General features: G+C 62.7%; 25 protein-coding genes. 5 read left to right on the top strand and 20 right to left on the bottom strand.

Translation table 11 applies throughout. The features are described 5' to 3' along the window. Positions 1-46: 46 nt before the first annotated feature. The 8 genes from V9T28_RS01725 to V9T28_RS01690 all read right to left on the bottom strand — a co-directional run bounded on the left by V9T28_RS01725 (position 47) and on the right by V9T28_RS01690 (position 6,955). A complete protein-coding gene (locus tag V9T28_RS01725; protein WP_116400497.1) occupies positions 47-466 on the bottom strand; it encodes an MAPEG family protein in 420 nt (139 codons plus the stop codon). Between the two features lie 76 nt (positions 467-542). After that, positions 543-2,567 carry an ASKHA domain-containing protein gene (locus tag V9T28_RS01720; RefSeq protein ID WP_116400496.1) on the bottom strand — a complete coding sequence of 675 codons (2,025 nt, stop codon included), beginning with the start codon at positions 2,565-2,567 and terminating at the stop codon, positions 543-545. A gap of 196 nt (positions 2,568-2,763) precedes the next feature. Further along, positions 2,764-3,678: a methyltetrahydrofolate cobalamin methyltransferase gene (locus V9T28_RS01715; RefSeq protein ID WP_116400495.1), complete on the bottom strand. Its 915-nt coding sequence runs from the start codon at positions 3,676-3,678 to the stop codon at positions 2,764-2,766. Between the two features lie 25 nt (positions 3,679-3,703). Next, positions 3,704-4,735, bottom strand: coding sequence for a methylenetetrahydrofolate reductase (locus V9T28_RS01710; protein WP_116400494.1), 1,032 nt, complete (start codon positions 4,733-4,735; stop codon positions 3,704-3,706). 3 nt (positions 4,736-4,738) lie between these two features. Then, complete coding sequence (locus V9T28_RS01705) at positions 4,739-5,299, bottom strand: methylenetetrahydrofolate reductase C-terminal domain-containing protein (RefSeq protein ID WP_245424063.1); 561 nt, start codon at positions 5,297-5,299, stop codon at positions 4,739-4,741. Then, positions 5,296-5,595, bottom strand: coding sequence for a virulence factor (locus V9T28_RS01700; RefSeq protein ID WP_116400493.1), 300 nt, complete (start codon positions 5,593-5,595; stop codon positions 5,296-5,298). The genes V9T28_RS01705 and V9T28_RS01700 overlap by 4 nt, the downstream gene beginning before the upstream one ends. 9 nt (positions 5,596-5,604) lie before the next feature. Next, positions 5,605-6,267 (bottom strand): DUF1638 domain-containing protein, encoded by a 663-nt coding sequence (locus tag V9T28_RS01695; RefSeq protein ID WP_116400492.1) that lies wholly within the window; start codon positions 6,265-6,267, stop codon positions 5,605-5,607. After that, positions 6,251-6,955, bottom strand: a complete 705-nt coding sequence (locus V9T28_RS01690) for a corrinoid protein (RefSeq protein ID WP_116400491.1) — start codon at positions 6,953-6,955, stop codon at positions 6,251-6,253. The genes V9T28_RS01695 and V9T28_RS01690 overlap by 17 nt, the downstream gene beginning before the upstream one ends. Before the next feature lie 269 nt (positions 6,956-7,224). Here V9T28_RS01690 and V9T28_RS01685 point away from each other — a divergent pair, with 269 nt between their 5' ends. Both V9T28_RS01685 and V9T28_RS01680 read left to right on the top strand, forming a co-directional pair. After that, positions 7,225-7,632 carry a chorismate mutase gene (locus V9T28_RS01685; RefSeq protein ID WP_116400490.1) on the top strand — a complete coding sequence of 136 codons (408 nt, stop codon included), beginning with the start codon at positions 7,225-7,227 and terminating at the stop codon, positions 7,630-7,632. Positions 7,633-7,754: 122 nt separating this feature from the next. Beyond that, on the top strand, positions 7,755-8,147 hold the full coding sequence (locus V9T28_RS01680) for a hypothetical protein (protein ID WP_116400489.1): 393 nt from the start codon (positions 7,755-7,757) through the stop codon (positions 8,145-8,147). Between the two features lie 14 nt (positions 8,148-8,161). Here the strand turns inward: V9T28_RS01680 and V9T28_RS01675 are convergent, their stop codons facing one another. After that, positions 8,162-8,434: a cysteine-rich CWC family protein gene (locus tag V9T28_RS01675; protein WP_158554771.1), complete on the bottom strand. Its 273-nt coding sequence runs from the start codon at positions 8,432-8,434 to the stop codon at positions 8,162-8,164. A gap of 225 nt (positions 8,435-8,659) precedes the next feature. Then, positions 8,660-11,221: a GcvT family protein gene (locus V9T28_RS01670; protein ID WP_116400488.1), complete on the bottom strand. Its 2,562-nt coding sequence runs from the start codon at positions 11,219-11,221 to the stop codon at positions 8,660-8,662. 212 nt (positions 11,222-11,433) lie between these two features. On the opposite strand from V9T28_RS01670, the gene V9T28_RS01665 reads away from it, so the two are divergent. Then, complete coding sequence (locus V9T28_RS01665) at positions 11,434-12,189, top strand: hypothetical protein (protein WP_147306425.1); 756 nt, start codon at positions 11,434-11,436, stop codon at positions 12,187-12,189. 485 nt (positions 12,190-12,674) lie between these two features. On the opposite strand, the gene V9T28_RS01660 is transcribed toward V9T28_RS01665, so the two are convergent. The 3 genes from V9T28_RS01660 to V9T28_RS01650 form a co-directional block, all read right to left on the bottom strand. Beyond that, a complete protein-coding gene (locus V9T28_RS01660; RefSeq protein WP_116400486.1) occupies positions 12,675-13,091 on the bottom strand; it encodes a VOC family protein in 417 nt (138 codons plus the stop codon). Positions 13,092-13,248: 157 nt separating this feature from the next. Then, a complete protein-coding gene (locus V9T28_RS01655; RefSeq protein WP_116400485.1) occupies positions 13,249-14,106 on the bottom strand; it encodes a dienelactone hydrolase family protein in 858 nt (285 codons plus the stop codon). A 35-nt stretch (positions 14,107-14,141) separates the two neighbouring features. After that, entirely contained in the window at positions 14,142-14,348 is a 207-nt protein-coding gene (locus V9T28_RS01650) for a hypothetical protein (protein ID WP_116400484.1), read from the bottom strand. A gap of 412 nt (positions 14,349-14,760) precedes the next feature. On the opposite strand from V9T28_RS01650, the gene V9T28_RS01645 reads away from it, so the two are divergent. Next, positions 14,761-16,305, top strand: coding sequence for a trimethylamine methyltransferase family protein (locus V9T28_RS01645; RefSeq protein ID WP_116400483.1), 1,545 nt, complete (start codon positions 14,761-14,763; stop codon positions 16,303-16,305). A gap of 373 nt (positions 16,306-16,678) precedes the next feature. Here V9T28_RS01645 and betA read toward each other — a convergent pair whose 3' ends face one another. Then, positions 16,679-18,346 (bottom strand): choline dehydrogenase, encoded by a 1,668-nt coding sequence (betA, locus tag V9T28_RS01640; RefSeq protein WP_116400482.1) that lies wholly within the window; start codon positions 18,344-18,346, stop codon positions 16,679-16,681. A 102-nt stretch (positions 18,347-18,448) separates the two neighbouring features. Next, positions 18,449-19,444, bottom strand: coding sequence for a betaine--homocysteine S-methyltransferase (bmt, locus tag V9T28_RS01635; RefSeq protein ID WP_116400481.1), 996 nt, complete (start codon positions 19,442-19,444; stop codon positions 18,449-18,451). 194 nt (positions 19,445-19,638) lie between these two features. Here bmt and V9T28_RS01630 point away from each other — a divergent pair, with 194 nt between their 5' ends. Next, positions 19,639-20,640 (top strand): GlxA family transcriptional regulator, encoded by a 1,002-nt coding sequence (locus V9T28_RS01630; RefSeq protein WP_116400480.1) that lies wholly within the window; start codon positions 19,639-19,641, stop codon positions 20,638-20,640. A 32-nt stretch (positions 20,641-20,672) separates the two neighbouring features. Here the strand turns inward: V9T28_RS01630 and hemW are convergent, their stop codons facing one another. From hemW to grpE, 5 genes are read right to left on the bottom strand one after another with little or no spacing between them, the layout of a single operon-like run. Continuing rightward, positions 20,673-21,824 carry a radical SAM family heme chaperone HemW gene (gene hemW / locus V9T28_RS01625; RefSeq protein ID WP_116400479.1) on the bottom strand — a complete coding sequence of 384 codons (1,152 nt, stop codon included), beginning with the start codon at positions 21,822-21,824 and terminating at the stop codon, positions 20,673-20,675. After that, positions 21,815-22,444 (bottom strand): RdgB/HAM1 family non-canonical purine NTP pyrophosphatase, encoded by a 630-nt coding sequence (gene rdgB, locus V9T28_RS01620; protein ID WP_116400478.1) that lies wholly within the window; start codon positions 22,442-22,444, stop codon positions 21,815-21,817. Before rdgB ends, hemW begins: the two co-directional genes overlap by 10 nt. Before the next feature lie 9 nt (positions 22,445-22,453). Beyond that, on the bottom strand, positions 22,454-24,949 hold the full coding sequence (gene hrpB, locus V9T28_RS01615; RefSeq protein WP_116400477.1) for an ATP-dependent helicase HrpB: 2,496 nt from the start codon (positions 24,947-24,949) through the stop codon (positions 22,454-22,456). Between the two features lie 60 nt (positions 24,950-25,009). Continuing rightward, entirely contained in the window at positions 25,010-25,648 is a 639-nt protein-coding gene (locus V9T28_RS01610; RefSeq protein WP_245424062.1) for a trimeric intracellular cation channel family protein, read from the bottom strand. Then, the gene (gene grpE, locus V9T28_RS01605; protein WP_116400476.1) at positions 25,645-26,244 is read right to left on the bottom strand and encodes a nucleotide exchange factor GrpE; all 600 of its coding nucleotides are present in this window, start codon (positions 26,242-26,244) and stop codon (positions 25,645-25,647) included. The genes V9T28_RS01610 and grpE overlap by 4 nt, the downstream gene beginning before the upstream one ends. Positions 26,245-26,326 lie beyond the last annotated feature (82 nt).

Here is a 26,326-nt window from a genome sequence, read left to right as displayed (position 1 = left end):
CATCTGCATGGCCTACATTAAGCCGCGGAGGCATATCGTCAATAGTTTAGCGCAGGCCTAAAACGGATAGATGGGCGATGCCGACCTGCACCAGGCGCAGACCGAGGGTGACACCGACGAGCACCGTCATCACCACGCCCGCCGAGCGGAAGGGATTGACCGTGCGGCGCATCGACAGGCCGATCACATGCAATGCGCGGCCGATGAGCAGGCCGAGGCACAAAGCGCCGAGAAACGCGCCGCGGCCGTCAATGAGTTCCAACAATGTGAAGCACGCGATGAAGATCGCCGCATTCTCGGCAAGGTTGCCATGCCGCCGGATCGCAGTGGCAAGCTCTTTCTTGCCGCCATCACCAAGCGATTGCCGCACACTCCACCGCATCCGCACCACATCGAGCAGCAGCAACATTTGCAGGAGGATGAGCAGACCGGCGGTGATGGTGGAATAGATGGGCGGCGATGACATGGCGCGACTCCCCCGTTTCGGCGCAGCAGTGAAACAGCATAGCGTGCAACGGCGTGTTCGGCGATCCGAGATCCGCTCACCCCCGCCGCCGACGCCGCCCGCCGCCCGCGCCTTCCCCTTCGCCACTAGCCACCTCGCGCACGAACACGTGGCCGAGTTTCGCTTCGAGATTCGGGAACGGATCGACCTTGTGCGGAATGGCCATCGCATTGACGAAATGCTGCTGGAACGACGGCTCGATCGCGGTTTCGATCTTCTCGATCCGGCGCACCACATCGCCGATCTCGCGCCGCGCGCCGGCATTGAGCAATGCCATGCGCGCGCCGGTGCCGGCAGCATTGCCGGCCGAGGTGACTTTGGTGAGATCGCAATCGGGAATGAGGCCGAGCGCCATCGCATAGGTGACGTCGATATGGCTGCCGAACGCGCCGGCGAGCGTGATGCGATCGACGTTTGTCACTCCGTAGCGATCCATCAGCAGGCGAATGCCGGCATAAAGCGCCGCCTTCGCGAGTTGAATGGCGCGGATATCGGCTTGCGTGACGGCGATGCGCGGATTGCCGTCGCCGCCATCCTGAATGACATAGGAAAACGTGCGGCCGTCCGCGACAATGCGCGGCGTCAACGCCGCTTTCGTGCCATCGACGATGCCGTCCGGCCGCACGAGGCCGGCGAGCACCAACTCGGCGACAACCTCGATAATGCCCGAACCGCAAATGCCGGTGACACCCAAGCTTGCGCTCGCCTCGGCGAAGCCCGGCTCGTCCGACCATAACTCACTGCCGATGATGCGGAAGCGCGGCTCAAGCGTCGCGCGATCGATGCGCACGCGCTCGATCGCACCCGGCGCGGCGCGCTGGCCGGCGGAGATCTGCGCGCCCTCGAAGGCAGGGCCGGTCGGCGACGAACACGCGAGCAAATGATCGCGGTTGCCGAGCACGATCTCGGCATTGGTGCCGACATCGACCAGCAAGCGCACTTCATGCGTCAGATACGGCCCTTCGGAAAGCACGACACCCGCCGTATCCGCGCCGACATGGCCGGCGATGCAGGGCAGCGTATAGACATAGGCGCCCGGCGCGATCGAGAGACCAAGATCCCGTGCCGGCACGTTGTACGCGGCATCGATGGTGAGCGCGAAGGGTGCGTAGCCAAGTTCGGTCGGATCGAGGCCGAGCAACAGATGGTGCATGATCGGATTGCCAGCGACCGTCATTTCGACGATCTCATCTGTTGCGACTTTTGCCTCGCGCGCAACCTCCGTAATCAGCGTCTGCAATGCTTGCCGTACGCTTTGCGTCAAGTCCTGCTCGCCGCCCGGATTCATCATCACATAGGAGACGCGGCTCATCAGATCTTCGCCGAAGCGGATTTGCGGATTCATCAAGCCGCTTGAGGCAAGCACGTCACCCGTCACGAGATCGCACAAATGCGCCGCGATGGTCGTCGAGCCAACGTCCACCGCCAGGCCATAGGACTTCTCCTTGAAATCCGGATAGACAGCCACAATTTCGCGCTTTTCGCGTACGGCCGCGGTCACCTTCCATTCGCCGGCGCGCAAGGTCTTTTGCAAACCGCGCAGAACGCTCAACGATGCAGTCAGATCCTTCAATCCGAAATGGGTTTCGAGCGCTGCGGCAAGGCGGCGGAAATCGCTTGCCGGATCGTGCATGTCGGGTTCCTGCACCTCGACATAATGCAGCGCGACCACCGGATCGATGGAGATCGGATGCGCCTCGGCGCGCTTGCGCACGACCTGGCGATGGACCTGGCTGTCCGGCGGCACGTCGATCATGAGATCGCCGCAGATCTTCGCCTGGCAGCCCAAGCGCCGGCCCTCTGCGAGCGCGCCGCGCTTCGAGGTATAACGCTCCTCGACCGCGTTCCACGGTGTCACATGTGAGCTGGCCGACGTGATGCCGAGTTTGGGATTGGTGCCCTCGCCGACCGAAACCTGGCAGCGCCCGCAAATGCCGCGCCCGCCGCACACCGAATCGAGATCGACGCCAAGCTTGCGCGCAGCCTCGAGCACCGACCCGCCTTCAGGGAAGTGGCCCCGGCGGCCGGAGGGAGAGAAGAATACGGTGTAGTCTTTGGTCATGCGGTAAACTTCGAAAGTGTCTGCCTTCTCCCGCTTAGCGGGAGAAGGTGCCGACAGGCGGATGAGGGCGTCTACCGGCGGTAGAATCTAAAAAACTTCGATTTGCAACAGGAACTCGCCCAGTCGTTTGTCCCTCATCCGACCTCGCTTCGCGAGGCCACCTTCTCCCGCGCTGCGGGAGAAGGAAGGCACTCCATTACCCCCGACGCCGCCCTTCCCGCCCGCGGCGGCCGCCGCCTTCGCCGGCTGCTGCTTCGCCTTCCGGCGCCGGCTCGCGGAATTTCTTGATCCAGCTCATGCAATGCGGGTCGTGGCCCATCACCACGTCGGCGCCCAGGATCGCCTGGATGTCTTCGAGATGCAGCGGATTCATGATCGCGCTCGTCATGCCGGCGCCGATCATCATCGGCAGGAAGGCGGCATTCAGGCCACGGCGGTTCGGCAGGCCGAAGGAGAAGTTGGAGGCGCCGCAGGTGGTGTTCACCTTCAGCTCGCCCTGCAGGCGCCGCAGCAAATGCATCAATTGGCGGCCGGCATCATTGAGCGCTCCGACCGGCATCACCAGCGGATCGACCACCACATCTTCATGCGGAATGCCATAATCGGCAGCGCGCTGCACGATCTTCTTGGCGACTTCGAAACGCACGTTCGGATCTTCCGAAATGCCGGTCTCGTCGTTGGAAATCGCGACCACCGCCGCCCCGTATTTCTTCACCAGCGGCAGCACGCGCTCCAGGCGCTCCTCCTCGCCGGTCACGGAATTCACGAGCGGCTTGCCCTTATAGACCGCAAGGCCGGCCTCCAAAGCTTCGACGATCGAGGAATCGATCGAGAGCGGCACATCCACCGTATCCTGCACGAGCTTGATGCATTCGGCCAAGATCCGCGGCTCGTCGGCGAGCGGAATACCGGCATTCACGTCGAGCATCTGCGCGCCCGCCGCGACCTGCGCCAAAGCATCGGCGACGACGCGCGTATAATTGCCTTCCGCCATTTCAGCGGCGAGCAATTTGCGGCCCGTCGGATTGATGCGCTCGCCGATCATGACGAAGCGATGGTCGAAGCCAAGCGTGACTTTCCGCTTGTCCGAAGTGATGACGGTTTCGGTCATTAGGTTCTAAAGCTCCCAGGATAAATTAGTCCAAACTCTCGACGGATTGCGTGGTCGGCACGAGGTCGCGCCGCCATGGCGTGCGGCCCTTCAGCACACCGGAATGGTGCACGATCTCGGCGACCGTTTCTTCCTGCTTGTAGGCCATCATATGGACGCCGGAGACGCCCTTGATTTCGCGGATCTGCTGGATCTGTTCGATGCAGATCTTCTTGCCTTCTTCCTTCTGATTTTCGGCGCCTTCGAGCCGCGCGATCATCGCGTCCGGAATATGCACGCCCGCCACATTGGTGCGCATCCAGCGCGCCGTGCGCGCCGAGGCGATCGGACCGACGCCGACCAGGATGAACACTTTTTCGTGCAGGCCCATGTCGCGCACGCGCGCCATGAAACGCTCCAGGATCGGCACGTCGAAGCAATATTGCGTCTGGATGAATTGCGCGCCCGCTGCCACCTTTTTGGCAAGGCGCTGCGGACGGAAATCGTATGGCGGCGCGAAGGGGTTCTCGGCCGCGCCGATGAACATGCGCGGCGGCGTCGTGATCTTGCGGCCGGAGAGAAAGCGCTTCTCTTCGCGCATCATGCGCACGGTCGAAAGCAGCGAGGTCGAATCCATGTCGAACACGGGCTTCGCCTCGGGATGGTCGCCGCATTGCACGCCGTCGCCCGACAGGCACAGAACATTGGCGACGCCGAGCGCCGCAGCGCCAAGCACATTGCCCTGAATCGCGATGCGGTTGTAATCGCGGCAGGAGATCTGCAACACGCAGGAAAAGCCGACCCGCGTGAGCAGCGCGGAAATCGCGACGCTCGACATATGGCAATGCGCGCCCGAACCGTCGGTGGCATTCACCGCGTCGACCCAGCCCTCGAACACTTTGATGCGCTCGTACACATCTTCCGGATCGGCGCTGTCGGGCGGGTTGAGTTCGGCGGTCACAGCGAATTCGCCGCGCCGAAGCACGCGCTCCAGGCGGCCGCGCGAGGAATGGCCGGGCAAATCTTTCAGCGGCGCGCTGGGATCGGCGCCAAAATCGTCGGGATGATGCAGCGACATCGCTTATGCCTCAGCCTTCTTCTTGGGCGCAGGTGCGGGCTTGGCCGGCGGCAGACCGAGACCCGATTTCTCGCGCGCGACCGCGAGCCAACTGGAGCGGCCTTTCAATCGATGGTCGATTGCCGGCTGCGGCACAGCGATCTTCTGGCCTTCGGCCATCTGTTGCGCGCCGGCGAAGGCCTCGACCCAGACGCAGGGCATTTCCGGATAGACCTCGCAATTGCCGTTGGCGCGCACCCCGCCACAGGGCCCGTTGCGCAGATTCTTCGGGCAATTCATCGGGCAGGACATGCCGGTGGAGGAGAGCACGCATTGGCCGCACATGCGGCAATCGAACATCGCGCCCTTCACCTTGCGCTCGACGAAAGCGACCGGCTTTTCCGCCCGGTCCCAGCCGATGCGATCGAAGACCGGCGCAAGCCGCACGACGAGGGATTCGAAGGCCGAATAGAAGGCCTCCAGCGCGCGCGCATGGCGCACCGACCAGAAGCGCAAGGCAAAGGAATCACGCTTGCGCGGACCTTTGCCGGCGGGTTCGAAGGCTGACGGAATACGCGGGCTCACGATTCTCTTCCCCCCGCATTGGCGAGCTTGACGAGGCGCTCGCGCGGATAATCCTGTTCCAGTTCTTCGGCCTTCACCGCCGCCGCGCTCTCGAGATCGTCGCCGCAAGGGATGGGATCGGCGCGGCGCCAATCGGCCAGATAATCGTCGGTGCCGGCCGCGCCGCTCTTCATCGCCGCCATATCGATGGCCTCGGTGAAGCGGAGCGACAATTCGCGCTTGGCGGATGTGCGGCCCTGTTTCGCGATCACTTGCGCGGGAATATCGCGCCAATAGAGGATGGTGAGCTGCCCCATGACAATCCGTTAGTGCAGGTTTTGCTTTTTGAGAAACGTTTCCATGCCGGCAAGACCGGTCGTGCTGATGACCAGCGGCAACCCGAGTTTTGCGGCGGCGGCGTGCGCCTTTTGCTCAAGCTCGGCATCGGGCGCTTGCGCCAGCCAGACAACGCGGCGGTAATGGCCAAAATAATCGTTGAAAAGCTGCGGGTAACGATCGAGCCCCAGCCCCTTGATGATCAGCGCATCGAACTGCCGAACGATATAGTCGGTCAGAAAGAACGTGCCGACCTCTTCATCCATCATCGCGTCAAACTCCTCGAGACCGGCATAGAAGGCGTAGCAATGGGTGCCCTCGATCCGCTCAACGCCCTCTTCGTGCAGCATCGCATCGAGCGTGCCGCCGGTGCCGCAATCGCCATAAAGGCACAGGATCCGGTCGTATTTGTCCCGGTTAGCACGAATCTTCGCACGCACCGCTTCGGTGATCTTTTCCGGCCGATTGTGCAATTTGGCCGGCAGGCAGGTGACGGCGAGATGCGACCAGCCGTTGAGGCGGATCACATCGAACAATTCGCGCGCCAGCGCACCGCAAGCGATGATCAATGTCGAAGCGCCCGCGATCCCGATCGAGCGATCGAGATCCGCGTCAACGCTTAAGACGTCGATCCGCTCAAGTGGCTGCGGCATGCACGGAACCTTGACGTTTGGCGAGCAGCGACTTTGCGGTCTCCACCGTGACGGCGGCGTCGCGGCAATAGGCGTCGGCGCCGATCGCGTCGGCGAAGGCCTCGTTCAACGGCGCACCGCCGACCAGCACGACATGATCGTTGCGGATGCCCTTTTCCTTCATCGTGTCGATCACGACCTTCATATAGGGCATGGTCGTGGTCAGAAGCGCCGACATGCCGAGAATTTCCGGCTTATGCACGTCGATCGCCTCGAGATATTTCTCGACGGCATTGTTGATGCCAAGGTCGACCACTTCGAAGCCGGCGCCTTCCATCATCATGCAGACGAGATTCTTGCCGATGTCGTGAATGTCGCCTTTCACGGTGCCGATCACCATCTTGCCGATCTTCGGCGCACCGGTTTCGGCGAGCAGCGGCCGCAGGATGGACATGCCGGCCTTCATGGAATTGGCTGACATCAGCACTTCCGGCACGAACAGGATGCCGTCGCGAAAGTCGATGCCGACGATGCGCATGCCCTCGACCAGCGCCTTGGTGAGCACGTCATAGGGGGTCCAGCCGCGTTTCAGGAGAATGTGCACGCCATCCTCGATCTCGGCGGCCAAGCCGTCGTAGAGGTCATCGTGCATCTGCTCGACGAGTTCGTCGTCGTTGAGGCTGTTCAGATCGAGGTCATCACCCGACATACGGTCTATCTCCCTAAAATCGGCATTAAGCTCGCCAGCCTATCCTGACCGGCAAATCCATGTGCGTCCAGCTTAGCCGGATCACGGCTTGGTTCGCGCATGAAATTGTTGTCGTTTCAAGCTAAATTTGTGCGGCCAAAGCGGAAAAGTCGCTGTCGCCCGGGGGACATAGCCTATCCGGCACACGACATGCGCACAGAAAGCCTTTATGGGGAGACGTCGCAGGATCGTCTCCTTACCCATTCCTTAACAAAACTTTGGATAGTGCCATGCAAAAACCCACGTTACTCCTGGCAGCAACCATCCTTGCCATCGCTGTCTGCGGCACGCCTGCGTCCGCCGACGATGCGGCGCAAGGCCATGCCTTCTGGGGCAAGCCGTCGGTCGATGGCGGCAAGTGCTGCGAGAATTTGCAAGAGGTCCGCGACAACATCGACCGCATCGACCGCGACATCGTGAAGCTGATGGCCGAGCGGCAGAAATATGTGGCCGAGGCCGGGCGATTCAAGCCGAGCCTGGACGAGGTCAACGCGCCGGCCCGCATCGAGCAGGTCGTGGCGAAAGCACGCCGCCTCGCCCAGGAACAGGGATTGTCCGAGGACGTGGTAGAAAAGACCTACCGGGCGATGGTGGCTGCGTTCACTGAGTACGAGCGCAGCGTGTGGCACAAGGAATAGGACGGCGGCATCTGCCTCACGTCCACCTTGTGCCGGCCAACACATCGTGCATGCGCGCTTCCGCCTAACGTGTGGATCTGAGGGGTGATCGGCACCCCGAACGCCATTCTCGGGGGAAAGCCATGTCAGTCCTGTCCACACGCAAAATCATGCTTTGCGCCATGTCCGCCGCCGCAATCCTTTGCGGCGCGGGCGCAACCCTTCTGGCCGTCGCGTCACCCGCCTCGGCCGCGTCCAATTATTCCTACGGCGGTGTCCAGTTCTATGGGCCGGCCTACCAATACCGGGGCCACAACGGCCAGATGGGCAATGTGACGTTCTTCGGCGCGCCGCCGACGACCTATCCGAGCCACAATGGCCAGATGGGCAACGTGACCTACCTTGGCGGCGTGCAGCCCTATTCGTACCGCGGCCATAATGGCCAGGTCGGCAACGTGACCTATTTCGGCACGCAACCGCGGGGCACCGTGCCGCTGCACACGGTTCCGGTGCACAATCTCTTCCGGGTCCATTAGCGCAACCGGCGCCGCTATGTCGGCGGCGCCAGATCCTTCAACTCCGCGGCCACTTCGCGCAGGCATTTCGGGCAGAGGCAATCGCCGAAGGAAGCGAATTTTCCGGGCAAGGGGCTCGGGAGTTTGAAATCCTCATCCGAGCACCAGCATTTGCCGACCGGATTGCAGCCGAACCCGCCGCCGCAACGCGAACAGGTGAGCGTGCGGCGGTCGTTTTCATCGACCGACGCCAGCGCTTGCTTGCGCACTTCGGCGAAAAAGGGGTGAATGCGCGGATCGTCGGTCATGGGTGCAATCCTATGTGGTGAGCGCCCTTCTCCCGCCACAGCGGGAGAAGGTGCCGACAGGCGGATGAGGGCAGTGCGACTGGGTGAGCACCCATTTTTCTAAATCCCACTCTGCTCCAGGCATTTTGGAGCTCACCCAGTCGCTTCTCCCTCATCCGTCACGCTTCGCGTGCCACCTTCTCGCACGGCTTTGCCGTGGGAGAAGGGAGGAACCGACCTCGCCAATCACGTCCGCGGCTTCAGGTTTTCCGGGTCGTACAGCGGCTTGTAGCCTACCGCGGCCACTTCGACGGGATAGATCTCGCCGAAATATTCCACGTTGAACTTGCGCCCTTCCTGGGCATGAGACCACGGCAGATAGGCGAGCGCAATATTCTTGCCCAGGCTCGGCCCGTAAGCGATGGAGGTGGTGAACGAGCGGCGTCCCAGTTCGTCCACCAGGGTTTCGCCCGTCGCCGGGTCCATCACCGGCAGCGTGCCGACCGGATAGCGCGCCACGCCCGTGGCATCGACGTTGTCGGTCATGACCAGCGTGCACAGCATCGCGGGCTGATGGGCGCGGGCGCGGTATTCGACATGCTTTGCCTTGCCGCAGAAATCGGCGTCCTTCACCTTGGGGCGCGAGAGGTCGGCCTCGAAGAGATTGTATTCGGTCAAGAGATCGGCGTTCTGCAGGCGCAGGCTTTTCTCCATGCGGCGGCTGTTGGCATAGGTCTCGACGCCGACCGCCATCACGCCGGTCGCGCGCAAAGCGTCCCACACCGCGAGGCCGTCCTCATAACGCATATGCAATTCCCAGCCCTGCTCGCCGACATAGGAAATGCGGAACGCCATGACGTCCTTGTCGGCGATCTTGATCGGCTTGATCGCGGCGAAGGGGAAGTTTTCGAGCGCGAGGCCGGCCGGGTCGGCCACAACCTTTTGCAAGGTGGTGCGGGCATTCGGCCCCCAAATGCCGATGGTCACGAACTTCTCCGTCACGTCGGTGACGGTGACATTGAAGCCCTTATCCTGCGCGACGCGGCGCAGATAATGATAGTCGCGCGGGCCGGCATCGGCGCCGTCCACGATGCGGCAGCGGTCGGCCATGCGGAACACCGTGAGGTCGGCGCGCACCATGCCGTTTTCATCGAGGAAATGGGTGTAGATGCCCTTGCCGATATTGGCGTCGCCGCCGATCCTCGCGGCGCAGACCCATTCGAGCAGCGCGACATGGTCCGGCCCTTCCACATCGATCATCGCGAAGTGGGAGAGATTGATGATGCCGCAATCCTCGCTCAGATGCAGTTGCTCGGCATTGGATACACGCCAGAAATGGCGGTTGTCCCATTCGTTGGCGCGTTTGGGCACGCGGTTGCCGTATTTCTCAAGCAAGTGCTCGTTGGCGGCATAGCCATGGGCGCGCTCCCAACCGCCAAGCTCCATGAAATAGCCGCCGAGTTCCTTTTCGCGCTCGTAGAACGGCGAGCGGCGCACGTTGCGGCCCGTGGCATAGGGCTCGCGCGGATGCACCGCCGGGTTGTAGACTTTCTGCGCCGCCTCGCCGCAGCGGCCTTCGATGAATTTCTCGTCGAACTGATGCGGATAGAAGCGCGAATAATCGATGCGGTTGTGATCGATCGGCGTGCGCCCATCGGTCATCCAGTCGGCGACCAGCTTGGCCATGCCCGGCGCATCCTTCACCCAGATCGCCACCGCATACCACAGGCCGCGCACCTTTTGGCTTTCGCCGATCGACGGCCCGCCGTCGGTCGTCACCTGCAACAGCCCGTTGAACGAATGGCTTTCGTTATAACCAAGCTCACCCAGGATCGGCGTCAGCTCCATCGCCCGCTCCAGCGGCGCGAGGATCTGCTCCATGTCGAGATCGCGCTGGGACGGCGACAGGCGCGCCTCATGCTTTTCCAGGATCTCGCGCGGATGGCAGAGGCGCGGATTATGCTCCTCGTAATAACCCCATTCGATCTGCCCGCCCTCGGCGGTGGTCGGGTCACCGGTGTCGCGCATATAGGCCGAATTGCCCTGGTCGCGCAGGAGCGGCCAGCCGATTTCCTTGCCGGTGCCGGCAAATTCGTTGTAGGGCCCGAAGAAGGTGAGCGGATGGTCGACCGGCATCACGGGCAGGTCCTCACCCGCCATTTCGGCGATCAAGCGGCCCCACAGGCCGGTGCAGACCACGACATAATCGGCGTGGATCGTGCCGCGCGGGGTGACGACGCCCTTGATGCGGCCGTCCTCGATGATGAGCGACGTCGCCGGCGTATTGGCGAAGGACTGCAACTTGCCGCTGGCGACGCCCTGGTCGACGAGCTTGCCGGCGACCGTCTGCGAGCGCGGAATGACGAGGCCGGCATCCGGGTCCCACAGGCCGCCCTGCACCATCTGTTCTTCGATCAGCGGAAACTTTTCCTTGATTTCGGCCGGCTCGATCAGGCGGGCACGGGTGCCAAAAGCCTTGCCGGACGCCACCTTCCGCTTGATTTCGTCCATGCGGCCATCGTCGCCGACGCGGGCGACTTCGAGGCCGCCGACCCGGGCGTAATGGCCCATTTTCTCGTAGAAATCGATGGAATAGAGCGTGGTCCAGCAGGAGAGGAAATCGTGGCTGGTGGCGTAGCAGAAGTCCGACGCATGGGCGGTCGAGCCGATATCGGTCGGAATGCCCGACTTGTCGATGCCGACGATATCGCTCCAGCCGCGCTCGATGAGGTGATGCGCAATCGACGCCCCGACGATCCCCCCCAAACCGACGATGACGACTTTGGCGTTCTTAGGAAATTCTGCCATGTGCCCACTGCTCCGAAGATTGTGGCAGGCAGATTAGGGGGTCGGCGGCGGCGGGAAAAGTCTGGGTGCGACATTCTTGGGGGAGAGCGCGACAGGGGCCTGGGAAATTCACCAGAGGCAAGTGAGGCCGACTTTAAACTCTGTGCGCGCTTGACACGACCTCAAATACCAAGATCAATCGGAAACAAATATTTTATGGCGACTGGTTTCAAATGTCGTGGTTCTCGAAACTCTTCAAAAAAACACCGCCGATCACAGGGCCTTCACAATCGCCACGGAGCCTTGATGGCACGCAACAGGTTAAGAACCCGCCAAAAATGCCCTTGAGCTTTGAGCGGACAGATACCGACATGCGGCACATCCTCCCGCCCGAACTCTGGGATGATCCCAAGCTCGGGGCTTTTTTGAGAAGCCTGGGGAAACATCCGGAAGACGCCAGCAATCTGGTCAAGACAAAATCGCAAATTAAAAAAGAAATTGATGCCCGCATCGCTGCGGACAAAGACGCGTTGGAGAAGACCCTGCGCCAAAAGAATGAGGAACTTCAGGCATCGTACGGACGACAACATCAGCTCAAGCCTTTTTTCCTTATTGGCGACAAATGCTGGAATGGCGAGTTTGCCGATTTTCTTATGGACCGCCTCGAATTGACGCCTTACGGCCAATGGAATGTCGCTTACTTAGCCACAACGATGGAGACTGCGGAACTTTGCAATATTCCCCCACATCCTCACGATCGAATACTGCACTGGGAGGACGAATGTGCGAAATTTATTAAAGATCAATACACTCAACTTAAAGCATTGCATGACAGTAAGCCGTATCCGAACATGGAGCAAATACATGAGTTTAGAGCTGCTCAGGAGCTAACAAAGAAAAAAATAATGGCAGTTCCGAATATAGTGCGCGAAGGACTGATTAGACATTTTGAAAAATTTAGGCAGAAAAGCCGAGGAGAGGCGCAGTAGCTTGAATCCGGGTTCTTTTTCAGCTCATCGATCGGGTATCTTGCACGGGCTGCCTTCGCGATCAATTTCACTGCAGCAGGGGAATAGTTTCCTATTTCAATATATTAATACTGAATAAATTATCTGCATAGAAATGGAATATTTGAGCCAGGCCTCAATAGGTCTCCTACAACCCGGGCGTCTCCAGTTCCACCACGTAGCAGTCGGGGGCGTTGAAATAGAGGCTCGTGCCGCCGCGCGGCCAACCCTGACGTCACAAAAAGATCGACATGGCCCTGGCCTTATGATATAAACATATAGTGAACATATTGGTTACTCTGTTTGATCGACGCCGCCTCGCCAAGCGCCTCTTAACCCTCCTACAGCGTCGATAGATTACACCAGAACAAAAATTGGGAACGAACTGATAGAGAAATATTCCGTTATATTTCAATGTGTTAAATTCAGGCATAAATGACCTATCCTCCCGATGAGGCCACGCGCCCTCAATACACCTCCCACAATCCCGGCGTCGCCAGCTCCACCACGTGCCCGTCGGGATCGCTGAAATAGAGGCTCGTGCCGCCGCGCGGCCAGTGGAATTCGCCGGTGATGGTCACCTCATGCGCCGCGAGTTGTGCCCGCCACGCCTCCAGGCTCTCCGGCGGGATCGCCAGCGCCAAATGCAGGCGGCCGGTGCCGTCGTGGCCGGGGATCGTGCCGCGGTCGGTCACGCCGTCCTCCTCCGTCGCGCCCTTTTGGAACACCAGCAGCACCGTGCCGCGTCCGGCATCGAAAGCAGTGAGGCGCGGCGAGGTCAGCAGCAGCCGTAGCCCAAGCACCTCGGCATAGAAGCGCGCGGTGACCGCCATGTCGGCGGCGTAAAGCGATGTCTCCAATAGTGCCGTAACCGGCGGCGCCATTCTGCACTCCGTGCACGATCAATCACCGGACAAGGTCGTCGCCCTGGCCCAAAACATCACCAAAGAAGAAGATCGTATAGGCGGCGATCAAAGGCAACACGACCAACGCGCGTGCGGGAATGATCGACTGCGACCCCGTTGCAACGCGAGGAATGCCCTAAGGCGCCAATTGCTCTTTGAGAAAGTCGACCAATTCCCGCTCCGATGCCGCGCTCGCCGCCGCATCATATTTGAGCCAGTGACCATAGGCCATGACGCCGTCGCCAAGCGCGGGGACATCGAAAGCGTGATACGCGCCCGGATAGACAATGAGCTGAACCGGCGCGCCCCTGCCGGCGCGGCGCGCCATGAAATATTGGCAGTGCTTCACCGACGCCCAATCGTCGGCATCGCCGATCATGATGAGACCTGGCTCGTTGAACTGATCATCGAGCACATGGCAATCCGGGTAAAACGCGATTGCGGCCTTGAAGTGCAAACCGCCGGGGAGCGCGAAAAGATCGCCCAGTTGCGCCGACGCCGCCGATAGGGTGACGCTGCCGCCCTGCGCGAAGCCAAGCAGTGCAATGCGTTTGGGGTCAATATCGGAACTCTGGGCGAGATAGGCCAGAGCGCCGGCAGCGTCCGCCAAGCGATCAGGCGGCATTCGATCGCAGGCTTCACGAATACCACGCGTCGTGAAGCTATCGACCGCCAAGGCGGCATAACCGAGGCTTGCGATCCCCTGCGCCGCCGCGCTGAGCGATGCGTCCGTCCCGCCGCCGCAGCCATGCAAGACCACCACGGCGGCAAAAGGCCCCGTTCCGTCGGGCTTGGCAAAATAGCCACGGATTGCTGGTCCGGGTGTCGGCAACGCAGTCTCTCCGAGTGCTTGCGCCGCACGCTGCTGCAGCAGGCCGACTCGATATGCGGCACTGTTGAAGGTCACGAATTCGCCGGCGAGGGCTTGCGTACACGACACCGCCGCCGCCAACACCAGACAGAACAGCAAAGTTACGAAACGGCTTCGTGTCATCTTTCGGTCCTCGAGGTCTGGGCGAACACGATACCTCACGGTTGCGTCGCGACGGCCCCCAAAATCGCGCTCGAGCCACCCGGATTCAAACGGTCGGCCATGGCGGAGGGCACGACGATGGTCATGCCGCGCGCCGTCGTCGCCTCAAAGACGAGGTTCATGGCGCGCAATTGCATCGCCCCGGAACGCTTAGCATAAATTTCGGCGGCGTAGACCGAAACGTGGGTGATCGGCGGGGCCATGGGTGCAGCTCTTCGCCGCTAAGACGCTCTCAGCCAAACCCAAATGGCGTTTGCAGACAAGTCGGCGGCGCGCCTGAAGCTAGACCTTCGGCGCGTATCCCCTAAAGATAGGGGTAGGGTCAGGACCTGAATAGGATGGGGTCTGGACGCGGCCAAAATGGCCGAGTGCTAGGCGATGCGACGACGCGGAACGTATGTCCCGCTAGGAGCATCAACGACGCAATCGGTCATTTTGGCCGCGCCTGCGGTGAGATGAAAAAGGTCAACTGCAGCGTCGCGCCGCTTGGCAATATCGACATATTGCCCTGCGCAACGCTCCTTGCATTTGACCTTTTTGATCTCATCCAGACCCTATCCTATTCAGGTCCTGACCCTAAGTGACTGATAAGCCCGGAAGCGGGAGGAGAGTTTCATGAGCGAAGCCGCAGAGAGCCCCAGAGAAGCCCGGCGCGGCCGGGAAGCCCGCCGCACCGCCCGTGCCCAGCGCGGCGCCGCCTCGGTGCCCTTTATCACCCGCAACATCCCGGTCTACGAGCTCTTCAATGAAGAAGGCCTCGCATTGATCGAGCACAATGCCGAGACCCTGCTGCAGGAAGTCGGCATCGAGTTTCGCGATTATCCGCGCGCGATCGAGCTCCTGAAAGGCGTTGGCTGCGACGTCAAGGGCGAACGGGTGCGCTTCCCGCGCGGCCTCGCCAAACAGCTCATCTCGACCGTGCCGAGCCAATATACCCAGCACGCCCGCAACCCGGCCCGCTCGGTGCAGATCGGCGGCAACGCCACCGTGTTCGCGCCCAACTACGGCTCGCCCTTCGTGCACGACCTCGACAAGGGCCGCCGCTACGGCACGATCGAGGACTTCCGCAATTTCGTGAAGCTCGCGTACATGTCGCCCTATATCCACCATTCGGGCGGCACCGTGTGCGAGCCGGTCGACCTGCCGGTCAACAAGCGCCATCTGGAGATGGTCTATGCGCATATGCGCCTCTCCGACAAGCCGTTCATGGGCTCGGTGACGGCGCCGGAGCGTGCGCAAGACACGGTCGACATGTGCAAGATTCTGTTCGGCGCGGAATTCCTCGAGACCAATACGGTCTGCACCTCGCTGATCAACGCCAATTCACCGATGGTGTGGGACAACACGATGCTCGGCGCGGCGGAAGTCTATGCCCGCAACAATCAGGCCTGCATCATCACGCCGTTCATTCTCTCGGGCGCGATGAGCCCGGTGACGGTGGCCGGCACGCTGACGCAGGTGCTGGCCGAAGTGTGGGCCGGCGCGAGCTTCACCCAATTGGTGCGCCCCGGCGCGCCGGTGATTTTCGGCACCTTCGTCTCGACCCTGTCGATGCAATCGGGCGCGCCGACTTTCGGTACGCCGGAAGCCTCGATGGCGATCTATGGCGCGGCCCAGCTCGCCCGCCGGCAGAAGATGCCGTTTCGTACCGGCGGCTCGCTCTGCGCCTCGAAGATCCCCGACGCGCAGGCAGCTTACGAGAGCGCGAACACGCTGGTGCCGACCGTGCTTGCCGGCACCAATTTCGTGCTGCATTCGGCCGGCTGGATCGAAGGCGGCCTCTCGGCGTCTTATGAAAAATTCGTGATGGATTTCGACCAGCTCGGCGGCATGCACGTGCTCGCCAAGGGCATCGATCTGTCGGAGAACGGCCAGGCGATGGATGCGTTCCATCAGGTCCAGCCGGGCGGCCACTTCCTCGGCTGCGCGCATACCCAGGCGAATTTCGAAACCGCCTTCTACCGCTCGAACATCGCCGACAACAATTCGGTCGAGCAATGGGAATCCGAAGGCAAGCTCGACGCGTCGCAGCGCGCCAACAAGCTGTGGAAGAAGATGCTGGCCGAATATGAAATGCCGGAGATCGACGCTGGCGTCGACGAGGCGTTGCGCGAGTTCATCGAGAAGAAGAAAGCCTCGATGCCGGACGCCACGCATTGAGGAAACGCGTCGCTCTTCGCAAGCGCGTCATTGCGAACCGCGCTTGCGCGGGTTCGCAACATTTTTGATTGCTCAACTCGGGCAAGCCCGAGTTGAGTGCGAGGAGCGTAAGCGACGAAGCAATCCTGTATGTTTGTAGAGCGTCACGCGTTGGTGTGACGTGAGGCGGGTGTGGCGCGGAAGCAATCCAGGCAACACCGTGATGATGGCGAGCGCATGCCCGCCATCCACTTCCCTTGAAGTCTTTGCCGCAGCGGGGCCGTTGCGGCTCGGGGATCATAGACTGGGAGATGGATTGCTTCGCTTCGCTCGCAATGACGGCACGGCAAACCGCAACATGACTGTAGCGCAAGTTGCCGGGAGGAGCGCGGCCTTACCTCTGCCGCATCTCCCACCCTTCCGCCACATAGACCGGCGCGTTGCTTGCCGGCAGCGGGTCGCGGCCGAGGATATGGTCGGAGGCTTTTTCGCCGATCATGATGCTGGGCGCGTTCAAATTGCCCGTCGTCACCGAAGGCATGATCGAGGAATCCACGACGCGTAAGTTCTGCAGCCCGCGCACCCGGGTCAGCGGGTCGACGACCGCCATCGGATCGTCCGCAGCGCCCATGCGGCAGGTGCCGCAGGGATGATAGGCGCTTTCGAGCTTCTCGCGCAGGAATTCGTCGATCTGCTCGTCGCTCTGCACCGCTTCGCCCGGCTGCATCTCGTGGGCGCGCCAGGGCGAGAAAGCCTTCTGGCCCAGGATCTCGCGCGTCAAGCGTACGGCGGCGCGCATTTCCGTCCAATCGTCCGGATGACTCATGTAGTTGAACAGGATTGTCGGATGCACGCGCGGATCGCTCGACTTGAGCCGCACATAGCCACGTGACTTCGAGCGCATCGTGCCGGCATGGGCCTGGAAGCCCGCATCCTTCGAAAGCGACTGGCCGTCATAGGACACGGCCGCCGGCAGGAAGTGATATTGAATGTCGGGGAATTGCACGCCCGCAGCGCTGCGGATGAAGCCGCAAGATTCGAAATGGTTGGTGCCGCCTAAGCCTTTGCCGCTCGCCAACCAGCGCGCGCCGATCATGCCCTTCGAGACGATGTTCATCGCGCCATGCAGGGTGACGGAAGGATCGCAGGCGACCTGGAAATAGAATTCCATATGGTCCTGCAGATTCTCGCCGACCCCTGGCAGATCGTGCACGACCGGCACGCCGAGCGCCCGCAATTGCGCCGCGGGTCCGACGCCCGACAGCATCAGCAGATGCGGCGAGGAGATCGGGCCGCTGGCGACGATCACCTCGCGCCGCGCCTTGACGCTGATCTCCTGCTTGCCGCGCAGATAGGTGACGCCGACGGCCTTTTTGCCCTTGAACAGGATGCGTGTCACGAGGACGCGCGAGCGCAATTCGACATTGGGCCGCTTCAGCGCCGGCTTGAGATAGGCATTGGCCGCGCTCCAGCGCACCCCCTTGTGGATGGTGCGGTCCATGCGGCCGAAGCCTTCCTGCTGGAAGCCGTTGATGTCGTCGGTCAGCGGATAGCCGGCCTGGACGCCGGCTTCGATGAAGGCACGGGCGAGCGGATTGGCGAGCGAGCCGTAGCTCGTATGCAGCGGGCCATTGCCGCCGCGATATTCGTCGCCGCCCTCCTCGCGCGATTCGGCGCGGCGGAAATAGGGCAGCACGCGCGCGTAGGACCAGCCCTTGGCGCCCTCCTCCTCCCAATGGTCGAAGTCGAGCGCATTGCCGCGCACGTAGACCATGCCGTTGATCGACGACGAGCCGCCGATCACCCGGCCGCGCGGCACGTGCAGCCGGCGGTTGTTGAGATGGGGCTCGGGCTCGCTCTCGTAGCCCCAGACGAATTTCGGCATGTTCATCGGGATCGACAGGGCCGAGGGCATCTGCACATAGATCGAGCGGTCGCTGCCGCCCGCTTCGAGCACCAGCACGCTATTCTTGCCGTCTTCGCTCAGGCGGTTGGCAAGCACGCAGCCGGCGGAGCCCGCGCCGACGATGATGTAATCGAATTGTTCTGCAGTCTCGGTCATGTCACGTCCATGCGGCGAAGTGCGAATCTTGAGCCCAGCGAATAGAGATTCGCGATGCGCCGCTGTTCCCTACTCGCTGCTCTCTATTCGCGTTTCGCCGTCCTAACCTCTGCGGCGGCTCCGGCGCGCCGCAGGCTCAGCACTTTCCTGTGACGGCGGTGAGACAAGCGGGCCGATCCGGCCGACGATCTCATCCATATCCGGACGCCCACCTGCCGCGTACGAATCGAGCGCCTGGCGCATCGCGGCGAGATGCTTGGGCGAGGTGCCGCAGCAGCCGCCGACGATCCGCGCGCCTGCATCGAGCGCGAGGCGCGCGTAATCGGCCATCAATTCCGGCGTGCCGGTGTAGTGGATATGATCGCCGTGCCATTGCGGAATGCCGCAATTGGCCTTGGCGATGACCACCGCGCCCGGATGTTTCTCGGTGATGCCGAGGACCGACACCAGGAGGTCGCTGGCACCCACGCCGCAATTCGCGCCGACCGCGACCGGCGACGGCGCGAGCGCCTCGGCGAAATCGGCCAAGGCCTGCGGCGCAATGCCCATCATGGTCTTGCCCGCCGTGTCGAAGCTCGCCGTCACCGTATAGGGCATGCCGCAGGCGATCGCAGCCGCCGACGCGGCGCGGATCTCTTCCGCCGCCGACATGGTTTCGATCCAGATCACATCGGCGCCGCCCGCCTTCAGCCCCTCGATCTGCTCCTTGAAGACCTCGACCGCTTCCTCTTCGGTCAGCGGCCCGAGCGGGGCGAAGAGATCGCCGGTCGGCCCGATAGAGCCCGCGACGACGACGGGGCGTCCAGCCTTCTCGGCGACGCGGCGGGCGATCTGCGCCGCCTTGGCATTCAGCTCATGCGCGCGATCCTGCAATTGGTGCAGCATCAGGCGGCGGCGGTTGCCGCCGAAGGAATTGGTGAGAATGATGTCGGCGCCGGCGTCGACGAAGCTCTGGTGCAGCTTCTCGATTCTTTCCGGATGCGTGTCGTTCCACAATTCGGGCGTCTCGCCGGCCACCAGACCCATCTCGAACAGGTTTGTCCCTGTCGCGCCATCGGCGAGCAGATACGGCTTTGTTTTGAGAAGTTCTTGCAGCACAGCTAGGGCCTTTCACGGTGACGAAATGCGGACATGGGGCGCCGCGCTCGCAGGATCAAGCGCCGCACCTTTTACGCCCTGCCACCCTTTAACGAAATAAAAGGCGCGAGGGCAGTAAAAATTCCTGGATTACGACTATTATTGTCGTAAATTGGATAAAATCAAATGGCGTCAAGTGGTGAAGGATTTCGGACATGAGCAAAACCTTAGCATCCGCAAACCCTTACCGCGTGATTTTCGTTCTCGTGCCGGATTTCTCGATGATCGCTTTCACATCGGCGATCGAGGCCTTGCGCCTCGCCAACCGGGTTTCGGGGACGGAAGCCTTCACCTGGGCCTGCTATTCGCCCGACGGCAAACCCGTCGCCGCATCGAACGGCGTGCCGGTCACCCCGCAGGGCGCTTTCACCGATCTCAAGGACGCGTCGCTCGTCGTTGTATGCGGTGGCGTCGATATCCAGAAGGCCGACCTCGGGCCACTGATCGCCCGGCTGCGCAAACTCTCGACGCAAGGCGTGGCGCTCGGGGCGCTGTGCACCGGCCCCTATGTGCTGGCGCGCGCCGGTCTGCTCAACGGCTATCGCTGCACGATCCATTGGGAGAATTTCGATTCCTTCCGCGAGGAATTCCCGGCGCTCGACGTGACGCAGGAATTGTTCGAGATCGACCGCAACCGCTACACCTGTGCCGGTGGCACGGCCGCCATCGACATGATGCTGCGCCTGATCGCCACCCGCTGCGACACACGGGTCGCGGCGCTCGTCACCGACGAACTCATCCACCACCGCATGCGCGAGCCCAACGAGCGGCAGCGCATGGAATTGCGCTCGCGGCTCGGCGTCGCGCATCCCAAGCTTCTCGCGGTCGTCGCGGAAATGGAGAAGCGGCTGGAACATCCGGCAAGCTGCTCGCAGCTCGCGAAAATCGTGTCGCTGTCGCCGCGGCAGTTGGAGCGCTTGTTCCAGAAATATCTCGACACGACGCCCACCCGGCACTACCTCACCATCCGCTTGCAGCGGGCGCGACAATTGCTGCTGCAGACCAGCATCCCGATCCTCTCGGTCGGCATCGCCTGCGGCTTCGTCTCGGCCTCGCATTTCTCCAAATGCTATTCGGAGCACTTCAAGCGCACGCCCTCGGAAGAGCGCAAGGGCAAGCGCCTTGCGCCGATGAAGGATATCTTGGAAGTGGCGTAATCCTTCTCCCAGAGGGAGAAGGGTCTTTTGCCCTACCCTACCAAACTCGCGATCACCGCATTGAGTACCGGAAACCCCTCCGGTGTCACGCGCAGGCGCCGCGCATCCGCTGCATCCAGCATGCCTTGCGCCTGCAGCAAATCGATGCGGTTTTGCTTGAGCGGGTGGCCGGTCAGATCAGCATAGCGGCGTGTGTCGATCCCTTCGCGTAAGCGCAGGCCCATCAGCAGGAACTCATCGCCTTCCTGTTCGGGTGTCAGAAGATCGTTCTCGATCAGCCCGTGACCTTGGCGCTCGACAAGCTGCAGCCACGTTTCAGGATGTTTCTCCGTCGCCATGGCGAAGCGGCCCTCATTGGTGCGCAGGCGGCCATGCGCGCCGGGACCGATTCCGGCATATTCGCCGTAGTGCCAATAGACGAGATTGTGGCGACTCTCCTCGCCCGGCCGCGCATGATTGGAAATCTCGTAGGCCGGAAAGCCCGCCGCCGCCGTCATTTCCTGCGTCACGTCCCAAAAAGCGCGGCCGAGATCGGGATCCGGCACGGCGAGTTTGCCGGCGCGATGCAGCCGCTCGAACATCGTGCCGGGCTCGATCGTCAATTGATAGAGCGAGAGATGGCCGCTGGCCCGGGTCAATGCTTGCTTGAGTTCGGCGCGCCAGCTCTCCGGCGTCTGATGCGGCCGCGCATAGATGAGATCGAAAGAGGAGCGGTCGAAAATGCCCTCCGCGACAGCAACCGCGCGCATCGCTTCCTCGACGCTGTGCATGCGGCCGAGCGCCTTGAGATCGGCGTCGTTCAAGGCTTGCACGCCCAATGAGACGCGATTGACTCCCGCGCTGCGATAGCCGCGAAAGCGATCCGCCTCGACACTGGTGGGATTGGCTTCGAGCGTGATCTCGGCATCTTCGGCCATCGTCCAGCTCTGGCCGATCGCCTCGATAATCGCCGCGACCGTTTGCGGTTGCATCAGCGACGGCGTGCCGCCACCGAAAAACACCGATGTGACCGTGCGGCCGGGCGCAACGCTGGCTCGGTGCGCGATCTCGCGACGAAAGGCTTCAACGAAACGCGGCTGATCGACCGGCGCATGGCGAACATGGCTGTTGAAATCGCAATAGGGGCATTTCGACAGGCAGAACGGCCAATGCACATAGACGCCGAAGCCGGGAGTTACAGACATGCCTTCTCCAACATTTGAAAGGCTCGCGCCCGATGCGACAAAGCTTGCGATCCGTCCTTCGGCAGGCCGTGCTTTTCTTCGGACGTCATTTCACCAAAGGTGCGCTCGTACCCATCGGGCAGGAAGCACGGATCATAGCCGAAACCGGCCGTGCCGCGAATGGGCCAGACCAACGTGCCGTCGACCCGGCCCTCGAACAATTCCTGATGCCCGTCAGGCCAAACAACGGACAACGCGGAAATGAAATACGCCTTGCGCTGTTCGGGCTCGGTCGCGCCGCGCGCGGTCAGCTCTTCGTGAATGCGCGTCATCGCGCCGGTGAAATCCTTCGAACCGTTGGCCCAGCGCGCCGAATAGATACCGGGCGCGCCATCGAGCGCATCGACACAGAGACCGGAGTCGTCGGAGATCGCCGGCAGCTGCGCCGCGCGTGCGGCGGCGCGCGCCTTGATGTGCGCATTCTCGGCGAAGGTGCTGCCGGTCTCGTCCGGTTCCGGCAGGCCAAGCTCGCCCGCCGAAACGAGATCGATGCCATGCGGCCCGAGCAATTCGCGCATCTCGCGCAATTTGCCGGCATTATGCGTTGCCAGGACCACTTTGCCGGACAGTTTGCGTGCCATGTTTACTCCTTACGTGCCGCGCGGTTTCGCGCGAGTCGTTGCGGTTGCGGCCGCCGGATCGTCGGGCCATACGTGGCGCGGATAGCGGCCTTTCATTTCGGTTTTCACTGCGGCCCAAGAGCCTTTCCAAAAGCCCGGCAGATCCTTGGTGATCTGAATCGGCCGATGCGCCGGCGACAAGAGATGCAAGGTCAGGCCAATGCGGCCGCCCGCCAGGCTCGGATGCTGTTGCAGGCCAAAGAGCTCTTGCACGCGCACGGCCATCGCCGGTCCACCTTCCGCTTCATAATCGATCGCGATGCGCGATCCGGTCGGCGCTTCGAAATGGGTCGGCGCTTCGATGTCGAGACGGCGTGCCAGGTCCCACGGCACAAGGCTTTTCAGCGCCTCGTCCAGATCCTGCGATGAGATCGCGGCGAGCGACGTTTTGCCGTTGAGATAGGGCACGAGCCATGCCGCCCCGTTCGCACTCAAAGCCTCGTCAGACAAATCCGGCCAATCATCGCCCTCGGCGCGGCGCAGGAACATCACGCGGTCGCGCCATTGTGCCAGCGCTCTCGTCCAAGGCAGGCGCGCGATTCCGAGCGCGGCAATGCCCGCGGCCAGAACCTCCGCCGCGCCCGGCATGTCGCTCGCGGACAGGGGCTTCTCGCTGAAGACAATTGCGTCGAGCCGCCGGACGCGGCGCGCGCGCAGGGATGCGGACGCCCTGTCGAACGTAATCTCGTCCTTCTCTTGAATGCGCGCGCCGGCGATTTGCTCGACCTCATCCACGCTGAGCGGCGCCGCCGCAAGAATGCGCGCGGCGGACGCACGACCCGCCACTTCGGCAACCGCCAGAAACGGCTCGCGCGCAAGGCGATCATGCGCCTCGACCGCCGCGGCGCGGCCATTGGCCATCAGGAACTCGCCCGGCTTACCACGTGCTTTCGCGATGCGATCGGGAAAGGCGATGGCGAGCATTTCGCCCAAGCTTTCCGGTTCGGCGATGGACGAATTGCCTCGCGCCGCGAGCCGCACGGCCTGCGTCGCCCAATTTTGCGCGAGGCGTTTGGTGTCGCCCGCGCGGGCCGAGCGCTCGCGCTGCAACCGCTCCAGCCGCTCGCCCACATCGACTGCATCTCCCCCAAGGCCGCGCTCCACCAGCACCGCGGCGACGAGCGCCGCCTGCCCGGCCGGCTCCTCGCCATGCCGCGCCGCTTCGAGCACCATGCGCGCGAGACGCGGCGGCAGCGGCAAGGCGCGAATGGCTTTGCCCTCGGACGTGATGCGACTATGCGCATCGAGCGCGCCGATGGATTGCAAGAGTGCGCGTGCCTCATTCACCGCAGGCGCGGGCGGCGGGTCGAGAAAGGCGAGCTGGCTCGGGTCGTGCGTCCCCCATTCGGCGAGATCGAGCATCAGGCCGGAGAGATCGGCGGAGAGAATTTCCGGCTTGGCGAAGGGTTCCAGCGACAGCGTCGCCGCCTCTTCCCACAACCGGTAGCACACGCCCGGTTGCGTGCGGCCCGCACGGCCGCGCCGCTGATCCGCGCTGGCGCGCGAGACACGCACCGTCTCGAGCCGCGTCACGCCGATATCCGGCTCGTAGCGCGGCACACGGGCAAGGCCGGAATCGATCACCATGCGCACGCCGTCGATGGTGAGCGAGGTTTCGGCGATCGAGGTCGCGAGTACGATCTTGCGGCGGCCATCTTTGGCGGGGCGTACGGCCAGGTCCTGCGCCGCGCGGTCCATCGCGCCATAGAGCGGCGCGATGTCGACATTCGGCGCCCTCACGCGCTCCTGCAGCAACGCCGCAAGCCGCGTGATTTCGCCCTGCCCCGGCAGAAACGCGAGGATCGAGCCCGCCTCCTCGTGCAGCGCCCGCAGAACGACTTTCGCCATTTCGTCTTCGATCCGGGCTTGCGGCTCGCGCGGCGCATGCAGCGTCGTCACCGGATAGGCGCGGCCTTCGCTTTCGATCAGCGGCACATGCGCACCCAGGAGGGACGCGACCCGCGCGCCGTCGAGCGTCGCCGACATCACCAGCAGCCGCAGATCCTCGCGCAGCGCGCCTTGCGTGTCGAGCGCCAGCGCGAGGCCGAGATCGGCATCGAGCGAGCGTTCGTGAAATTCGTCGAACAGCACGGCTCCGATGCCGGCGAGCGACGGATCGTCGAGAATCATCCGAGCGAACACGCCCTCGGTCACCACTTCGACGCGCGTCCGGTTCGAGACCTTCGATTGCAGCCGCACACGCAGACCGATCGTTTCGCCAACCGCCTCGTTCAAGGTCGCGGCCATACGCTCCGCCGCCGCGCGGGCCGCGAGACGCCGCGGTTCGAGCACGATGATCTTGCCGCCCTTCAGCCATGGCGCATCGAGCAGGGCGAGCGGCACCCGCGTCGTCTTGCCGGCACCGGGTGGCGCAACGAGCACGGCGCTCGCATGCGCGTCGAGCGCGGCGGCGAGATCGCTCAGGACCGCATCAATCGGCAGTGAATCGGAGAACGAAAAACCCATGGGGCGGGATTTAGAGCAAAGCACTGGTGGAAAGGTAGTCTTTTCGCTGAATACCGGGCCTCAATGGCCGGGCAATTGGGCGAAAGCCGGCAATGCCCAGCCGCGCACGATCGCCAGCCCACGCAGGCCAAAGCCGACCATCAGCCCGCTCGCCGTGGTGATCGCCACCGGCAAATCGAACAATTCCAGCAACATATAGGTGGCCGCTCCACCAAAAGCGGCCGTGGCATAGAGTTCGCGATGAAACAGAAGCGAGCGCTCGCCCGCCAAAACGTCGCGGATGATGCCGCCGAAACAGGCCGTCATCATGCCGAGCACAATGGTGGTCAACGGATGCGCGCCGCTGATTTCCGCCTTGGCCGCGCCACTGATCGCGAAAATCGCGAGACCGGCTGCGTCGAGCCACAGCAACGCCCGGAAATGTTCGAGCATCGGCATCAGCGGCCGGTAGAAGGAGCCGACGAAAAAGACGCCCAGCGCGGTCGCGAGGCAGATGATCATGTCCGCCGGGTCATGCACCCAGAACACCGGCAGGGCGAGCAGCATGTCGCGCAGCGTGCCGCCGCCGATGCCGGTAGCCGTCGCCAGCATGGCGAAACCCAGCGGATCCATACCCTTGCGGGCCGCGACCAGGCAGCCCGACAGCGCGAAAACCGCGATGCCTATCCAATCAGCGAGACTGAACCACAGCCCGTTCAAGCGTCGCCGGAGGCCTTGGCCTCCTCGGCGGGCGCCGCTTTCGGGCCGCCGCGGGCCACGCCGACCTTGGCGGGGCGCAGAACCCGGTCGCCGATGGCGTAGCCGGCTTCCACGACCTGCGCCACCGTCCCGGACGGCACGCTGGGATTTGGGATCTCGAACAGCGCCTCGTGCATATTGGGGTCGAATTTCTGGCCCTGCGGTTCCAGGCGCTTGATGCCGTGGCGGCCAAGGGTGGTGACGAAATTACGCTCGATCACCTCGATGCCGTCGACAAGCGTCTTCAGCGGCCCCTCGCTCGCTCGCGCGTCAGCCGGCACATTGGCGAGCGCACGGTGAATATTGTCGGCGAATTCCAGCATGTCGCGGGCGAATTTGGTGACGCCATAGGTACGCGCGTCGCTCACCTCGCGCTCGGTGCGGCGGCGTAGATTTTCCATTTCCGCGAGCGTGCGCAGCACCTTGTCCTTGAGCTCGGTGGTTTCCTGATTGAGCTTTTCGACGACGGCGAACGGATCCGGCGTGGCATTTTCCGCCGGCGCCGGTGCGGCGTCCTCGGCTTGCGGCTTGTTTTCCGGCTTTTCGTGGTCGGTCATGAGGCGCTTTCCAAAGAGAGAAACTTTGCCCCGCATATCAGGTTTAGCGGCCAAAAAATCAAGCCCGAGAATGGACCACGGC

This window comes from Methylovirgula sp. 4M-Z18, from assembly GCF_037890675.1.
In the GTDB taxonomy this organism is placed as follows: Bacteria; Pseudomonadota; Alphaproteobacteria; order Rhizobiales; family Beijerinckiaceae; genus 4M-Z18.
This window is presented reverse-complemented; position numbering and strand designations above follow the sequence as displayed.